The organism is Chromatium okenii, assembly GCF_016583745.1.
GTDB classification, from domain to species: Bacteria; Pseudomonadota; Gammaproteobacteria; order Chromatiales; family Chromatiaceae; genus Chromatium; species Chromatium okenii.
On record NZ_NRRQ01000049.1, the window covers coordinates 4,368 to 10,322 of the forward strand.

4 protein-coding genes are annotated in these 5,955 nt (G+C 52.0%); all 4 read right to left on the bottom strand.

The genetic code is table 11. The features are described 5' to 3' along the window. Positions 1-162 (bottom strand): DUF29 domain-containing protein (locus CKO12_RS13035; RefSeq protein ID WP_200155165.1); only part of this gene is annotated, 162 nt, incomplete at its 3' end. Then, entirely contained in the window at positions 159-1,985 is a 1,827-nt protein-coding gene (gene cas10, locus CKO12_RS13040; protein WP_200155166.1) for a type III-B CRISPR-associated protein Cas10/Cmr2, read from the bottom strand. The genes CKO12_RS13035 and cas10, both read right to left, overlap by 4 nt. 3 nt (positions 1,986-1,988) lie before the next feature. Continuing rightward, entirely contained in the window at positions 1,989-3,275 is a 1,287-nt protein-coding gene (locus CKO12_RS13045; RefSeq protein ID WP_338032750.1) for an RAMP superfamily CRISPR-associated protein, read from the bottom strand. Between the two features lie 48 nt (positions 3,276-3,323). Beyond that, positions 3,324-4,295, bottom strand: a complete 972-nt coding sequence (gene cas6, locus CKO12_RS13050) for a CRISPR system precrRNA processing endoribonuclease RAMP protein Cas6 (RefSeq protein WP_200155167.1) — start codon at positions 4,293-4,295, stop codon at positions 3,324-3,326. Positions 4,296-5,955 lie beyond the last annotated feature (1,660 nt).

A 5,955-nucleotide genomic window follows, 5' to 3' on the forward strand; every position in this document is an offset into this window, starting at 1 on the left:
GCTCATTAACTCGCGTTGCTCACTTTTGCCCACGTCCTCAATTTCCTCGGCGAGATGTTCCAGATCAAGCTGCGCGAAGTGCCCGGTACGCAATGCCTCCGCTTGTTGATTTGCCCAAGCAACGATGTCTTGGTCATACAGGCTGGAATGTGATGAGGTCATGGATTTTTCTCTCCCAAATCCGCCGCAGTGCGAGCTGCCAGCCAGCGCGTCAGGATCAGCGTATCGGCCAGTTCGCCGAGTGGCTGACAACTCACCTGTTCGAGGATCAGCGTGCTGTTGGAGTCTGATAATTTCTCAGTTCCACCTTCGCGCCGTGCCCGATCCAACATCCGCACCACCTCGGCACGGCGCATCCCGTTGGTCGTTGGCGTTTGATCGTCGCGCAACCAATCCAAACTTCGATCAATGGCGCGGAGATCGTAGGCGACACGGCTGGGAAGTTCGCGTTTGCAATAGGCTTGCGTGAACACGTCCAAGGCATCAAACGCCTTTTGATCGCTCCAATTTGCCCGCCACGCCAGCTCGCCGCCGGAACGCACACCCAACATGATCGCCAGCGCATTGCGCGGCTTGGTTTCGGTATCGCCCTTCGCCAGCTTCTCAGCGCGATTGGCGCGTGCCCGCAGATTGCCCAAAGGCTCCATCAGATGACCAATCGCCAGACCAACGGAAAGCGTCGGTTGCTCATCTTTCTCCACACCAAGACGTTCCGCGACAGGTTGCAGCGCAATAACAAAAGCATCAGCCAAGTCTCTCGCGCACGGCACGGCATCAGGCAGCGAGACCAGCGCAAGTACATCGTCGCCACCGGCGTAGATGGCATGACCGCGATGCTTGCGCACGATTTCGCGCACGCTGGACGCAAATCCATGTAATGCGCGTGAAATATCGCGTGAGTCTTGGGCAGTCTTGGCGTGTTGCAGTAATGCGCCCATGCGGTCGCCATCGGCTTTGAGAATCACGGCATAGGGAACCGGTGCGCCAACGTCCTTGGGCAACGCTTTGATGACTTTTTGCAGATTGTGGAGCGCATCACTTTCTTCGGAATTTGGCGCATCTTCACCGCCACTTGACAGGGCATTGTCCAATCGGAAGTCATAGAGCATCTGGGCGTCGTAGGGCAGCGCAGCGTAAATACTTTGATGACCTTCAAGATTGCCGCTGACACGGGTCGCCAGATCAAGACCGATCAAGGGCTCGTAGGCGGCGCACAATCTCTGCTGCTGGTCATCGTTCAAACTTTGAATCCAAGGATCGGCGGCAATACGCGAGTAAGCGGTGAACTGTTCTGGATTCCCCGCCAACCGCTTCATCGCGCCCAACGCATCAAGCTGTTCACCGCCTGAGAGTCCGAGTTGGCGGCGAGCACGGTGTTTGTCGCCCCAATGCTCTTTTTGGGGCAACACCGTTTCCAGTGCTCCATCTAACGAGGATTTCGGCAAGCCTGCCGTAACCGGCTTGGCAGGTTGGAAATCGCGGGTGGCTTTGCGGGCAGCTAAGGTCGCACCCAAGTTCACGCTGGCTTGCTGATAACCTGTTGTCCCGTCTGGGATTTCGACCCAAGCCGCAAAACTTTCCAGCAAGTCGTCGATCTGTGCCTGCCAGACTTCATCGCGCAGATTAACTTTGAGTTTGCGCCGTGCTTGCTCACCCAAGTCTTTCAAGCGTTCGGCGGCTGCGGTCTTTGCTTGGACGCACAGAGCGCGGGCGGCATCAGCATTCGGTAATGTGACTTCAGCGCGTAAGATGTTGGCAATGTTGGCGCTATCACCGGGTTCGCGTTGCGGCAGCAGTTCTTGAGCGGGGTTGTCCGGGCTGGGAAAGATCAAACAACCGGGCTGCGCGTTGTGGAGCACTCGCGCTGCTGCCCGTGCCGCTTCTGATAACAGCCAAGAGCCGCACCAGAGATCGCGGGTGCGGCGGGCAGCTTCGATCAGGCTTTGCACCGGGCCGAGCGACAGTGTGACGAGATATTTGGGCATGGGTCAGCCTTTCTCGAAATAGTCCATGAACGCGGAGAGCGGATCGTTGCCGCGACCCTGCATCGGTTTAATTTGTGCTGCGAGACGCTGACGTTCGGCGGGATCGCTGGGCCAAGCGGGGCGGAATATCCCGTCACCAACTCCGGCATTGACCTGCAATGCAGCTTCCCAGCCGGGCAATAACAAAGCCGCTGGTTGATAACGTTGTCCATTCCAGTAGGGACGCAAAATCAGCGGACTGGCCATGCGGTCGCCAGACTGATGATCACCGACTTCAGGAACTAACAATTGCTGGGGCGGCTCGCCTTTATTCTCATCTTTGAAATGAAAAATGATCGGCAAACCAAACGCGGCGCGAGGATAGACGTGCGTGACGGGATGCGTTGGTGCATGACCGTGTGAATGATGTGTCGTTTGACGACGGATGATGTCTGGCTCTGGCCAACGACTGCGTCCGGCGGGGCTTTCCGACCCCTCGGTTTTCTGATTTCGTCCAAGATCGACTCCTTGGCGAAATTGACGCAGACGACCAACACTGTTTTTCCATGCCAGTTCGGGAGTTTCACTCAGAGCGAGCAAGATTAATCGTCCACCTTTTGCCGCTACTTCCACATTCGTCACTGGCGTTAGTCCTTCGACCCGTACCGCCCCTAATCCACGTCGCGTTCGTGCGCCAACGCCACCGAAGCTCGCCCACCAGCGCAATGCAGTATTAACTTCTTCGCGCTGTGCTGCGGTCAATTCTGGGTGTAAACGCATACCAAGCCGAAAGCCCAAGCCTGCACGGGCGAGTCGATGCGGGGAAATTTCCTCTGATCGCTTATCCTTAGTCAGTTCACCGCGTGCCGGAAACATTGCGTAGGCTTCCACCCAGTCCGCCGCATTCGGCATGGTTTTAAGTTCGCCATGCTTATTGTGATTCTGTTGATAAACAAACGCTGGCTCAACCCTCAATCCAGTGATTCGATCAACCCGTACCGCAACTTTGCTTGCCGTGGGTTGGGTGCTGGCAATGCCGCCCCAGATCGCCGTTTCGGCAGCAAAAGTTTCTTGGGGTGGGCGTCCACGTCCATGCAATAACCGCCACCAGAAACGCAGTTGCCCACGCAATGCACTCGCACGGATTGGCAATGCGGCATCGACCTCACCGGCAGTCACCCCGCCGCCGTACATGGGCGTGATCAGTTCACATCGCAGCGTCAGGGTATCAACCGCCACCGCTGGGGCTGATTTGTCGTTCCAAGCCGCCAGTGCTTCGGCAGCGATCAGGTGTTTATTCGGTTGTCGCACGGAGAATCTCCTGATTCAGGTTGCTAGTTCAGGAATATCAAGCACTATTCAGCCTGCTGTTTCTATTATTCGATACCCACCCAACCCAAAGGCAGTTCCCTTGCCAACGTGAGTCCACTGTCCTAACCAGAGTGCTGGCCAAATAGTGGACAGTGCCGAACCAGTGAGACCAATCTCCCCAACCAGTCCACCAAATTGCATCAGGGTGTTCTGACGTGAGGAATAGCGCGTCCACTCATGCCAGCGTAACCACTGCGGATACAGCTTGAGCACCGCAGGATCACGCGGCAGATCACGCAGGTCAAATGCAGTTGGATCACCATGCAGACTGGATAATGACCGCAAGCGGCGATAGAGCGCCTGCACCAGATCACCAGCAGTGAGATCGCGAGCGCCCAGAAAATGCCCATCGCGCTTGATGCGCAGTGGAGTCATTAAGCGCATCTGCACGGCTTCGGGAACTGGTGGAGGACGTAAGGGCGTTGGCTCATGCGGTTGATAGACGCCACTCTGTGCCGTGTAGATTTGTTGCCAATCTCCAATACCTAATGTCTGCTCGCGCTCAACGGCAGTAACACTGAAACGACCACGCTCGTTGCTGAACCCCAGTTGTCCGGCAATTCCTAGAGCGTGAATCAAATAAGGCGTCTGTGAGATCGCAGCGCCAATGAGATGAATCGTTAGTGTGAACGCATCACCGGCAGCCAATACGCGGGGAGCGTTGGGATCAATGTCGAGCACGAAGGGATGTGGCAAAGCTGTATATCCACCTAACGCCTGTGTGGGTGAGGCGGGAGTCTCGAACATGGTTGAATAAACACAACTTTGCACCAGCAGACATCCAACACAGGTGGTTTGATGCGTCACACAAGCGGTGCGCCGTAAACCACGACCGAGCAAACCCCGCCAAGCAGAACCGGCGTAATCAGGTAAACGAATGGTGTCGTGAGCCTCTAAATGAAACTGAAAACGAGCCAGTGGTGGGAATGGTATCGCTATAGCAAGTAAGGCTGTTGGCATAGCGTCATCCATTCTTAAAGTGGTTAGGTGCTGTCAGTCTTTGATAAGCATCTCTTGAAAATCATTATGTTGATTTAACCAGTTGATGCAGGTGTCACAAGCTTGTGACACGACTGTAAAGTTCGTCGTCTTTCCTGATTGCCGATGTAACCAAGCGAGATGCGCGAGGGAATGCCGAGTGACTCAATCATCAGTAGTTTTGTCAAGGCAAGATGATCTAGTTGCGTCAAGCCACCGCGTCCATCGAACACAATTAGATTAAGTTTGTAAAGAAAACCAGATTGATTGTCTGATTTTTCCCGCATATCCACAAAGCAAATGGGATAGTAGAGCAATTTAACGGACGGGTTGCCGAAGTGGTGGCAGAAAGAACCCGAACACTTCAAAAAACAGCTCTACAATCTATCAGTCTTGACATCCATATCAATCCTAGTGATTGCGTGCTGCACTACCAGATCGCTTTAATGCCATTCTGGTAAGTGCAGCATTCGTGCGTAATTTAGTTTTTATCCACCTTGAGGTATTAATTCAAATCGTCAACTGAACGCATTCTTTGCAAATAATTGCTATTGATCTTTTTGGTAAGAAAATTACTCCTGATTGCTGGAAATTATCGCGTGATTAACAAGTTATTCGTGAGTTAAATAATAGACCTGTGTTTGTATTAAAAAATGGCTACTTTTAAGAGTGAAGCCAGCGGAGCTTACTTTATTTTTGACGCAAAAAAACACTATCTCAGGCAAATGCACTGAAATTTTTTGACGTTAAAATCCCTTATGCCACCTATCAGAACTTGCGGTGCGAACAAACAGCATCGCTTTGTTTCTGAGAAGACAAAGTGGGGCTTGCGACGAATTTTGAGAACTCTGTGGTCGATACTGTCTGGTTTGTTTTGGCTAACCTATTGATTGACGGTGGAAAATACGACTAAGAGCGTTTCTGGGCGCTTCTCACTGGCATTGCTGGTTATCAAACCTTGTCCGGTGGGGAATTGAGAACAAGGCACATGGGTAATGGCTCTGCTCAATGCGCGACTTTCTAAGATTCAGACAGCCTAGAATGGGTGAAATCCCCAGATAAAACATTCTCAAGTCAACCACTTGCATTAACTCTAGCAGCACCATTCTGAGCCTGTCAAACAGTGCCTTGGGTGTTCACCCTTGCTATGCCCTGCATTATATCTACCTAACTTGCTTGTATGTCAAAGACACTTTGATGCGCTTGAGATGCGATAGGGCTTTCACTACGTGATTTTTGCTACTCACTCATTACCTCCCTACTTAATCTACTCATTGTGCTTTTGTAGAGCGTTGTGGTGCGTTTTAGGGCTATGTAGCTAGATAGTTGTGTGTTGTTTTGTCAGAACTGAGGGTCTGTTCCGATGGTTATTGGTAGCTTTATAGCTTTAAGTACATGATTTAACTGATATTGGTTGTGTTAGCCAACAGTACAACAGTGGCGGGTCAAGTAGCTGGAAACCATCCGGTCGTGACGGTCCCGTTACCCTGCCACCCAGAGGTGGCAGGGTCTGATTATAAATTGTGATTTTTTTTTGCGATTAAATTTTATTTTTAAATGATTAAAAGAAGATTAGAAGGGTTGCCGTTTTCTTTTTTTTTTCAAAAAATTCAATCGCTTACGCGCTTTTTTTTAAGATTTT

Bases quoted from the DNA above. Each gene is read 5' to 3' on its own strand.
- cas10 (WP_200155166.1), bottom strand. From the start codon at position 1,985: ATGCCCAAATATCTCGTCACACTGTCGCTCGGCCCGGTGCAAAGCCTG.
- cas6 (WP_200155167.1), bottom strand. From the start codon at position 4,295: ATGCCAACAGCCTTACTTGCTATAGCGATACCATTCCCACCACTGGCT.